2 pseudogenes are annotated in these 1,310 nt (G+C 67.0%); one reads left to right on the plus strand and one right to left on the minus strand.

From position 1 onward, the window contains the following. A pseudogene (locus CQZ88_RS23890) lies at window positions 1-540 on the minus strand (hypothetical protein); the annotation flags it as partial. Between the two features lie 352 nt (window positions 541-892). Here CQZ88_RS23890 and CQZ88_RS31725 point away from each other — a divergent pair. Next, window positions 893-1,310, plus strand: a pseudogene (locus tag CQZ88_RS31725) (MFS transporter); the annotation flags it as partial.

The raw sequence follows: 1,310 nt of genomic DNA on the forward strand, positions 1-1,310 counted from the left end.
GGCACCGGCCGCCGTGGCGGAGATGCCCGGTGCGACCTTGATGATGTAGTCCGACGACAGGGCCATGCCCTGGCCACAGATGGCGATGACCATGCCGACCGACAGCGGCGACAGGCCGGCCCGGATGGCGACGGGGATCAGCACGGCACCGACGAGCGGGACGGCCGGGGTGGGCCAGAAGAACAGGGAGATCACGTACGTCACGACGGCCAGCACGACGAAGCTGCTGGTGCCGGTACGCATGACCCTGCGGAACGGCGCGACCATCAGCCGGTCGGCGCCGAGTTGCCGCAGCGCGCCGAGCATCGCGGTCACCAGCGCGATGATCAGGAAGATGTTGAACAGCTCCTTCGCGGCCACGAGGCTGGCGTTGAAGATCGAGGACAGTCCGGTGACGATGCTGCCGGAGAACACGAAGGCGGTCAGGAACGTTCCGATGACTGCGGGAACCACGATGTTCTTCCGCAGGGCCATGGTGGCCAGGATGACGACGATGCCGGCCACGTAGACCCAGTGGGCGGCTGTGAGTTGTACGTCCAATTCGAGTCCTAAGTCAGGAGCAGAACGAGTGAGGGGCTGTGTTCGTGGAACTTTCCGCGCTCGTTCATGCCTGGTCAACGCAAACCTTGCACAGTGCCCCGAACTGTAGATGTGCAGTGTGTTCCTGTTTTGCGTTTCCGTGTCCTCCGGTAGCGCGATCGTGAACAATTGCTACGAACTTGTGTCTTCCGCCGTTTCCGCCGGGCGAACCCCGATTCCTTGGGCAGGGTGCACACTCCGGGCGCGTCCGCCTGTGCTGTTTACGAATTCGACGCCGATGCGGCGGTACCGGGCGCGGTGAGACAGTGAGGCCACGGCCCCCGCCGTATCGCTCGCGAGCCACAGGAGACAGATGACCACCCGTACTGCCGCGCCGACTCCGGCCCCGGCGCACGCCGATTCCGGAACCCCGCTCGCGCTGTCCGCCCTGCTGGCGGGAACCCTGGTCGGCACGATCAGCAACAACGTCGTGAATGTCCCGTTGGCGGAGATCCTGTCGGATTTCGGCACCTCGCTCGAGAGCGGGGTGCTCGTCGTCGCCGGTTTCCTGTTGACGTTCGCGGCGTCGATGCCGCTGGCCGGCTGGATCGGTGATCGCTTCGGCCGCCGGCGCGTGTACTGCGGCGCGCTCCTGGCGACGGCGGTGTGCTCGGCCGGCGCCGCGACGGCCCCCAACCTGGCGGTGCTCGTCGCGTGGCGCTCGCTGGGCGGTGTCGCCGCCGCCGCGTTCGCGCCCGCCGTGATGGGCCTGATCGCGTGGTTGTTCGGGC

Origin of the sequence: Rhodococcus sp. ENV425 (genome assembly GCF_002887785.1) — a bacterium.
Classification (GTDB): domain Bacteria; phylum Actinomycetota; class Actinomycetes; order Mycobacteriales; family Mycobacteriaceae; genus Rhodococcus; species Rhodococcus aetherivorans.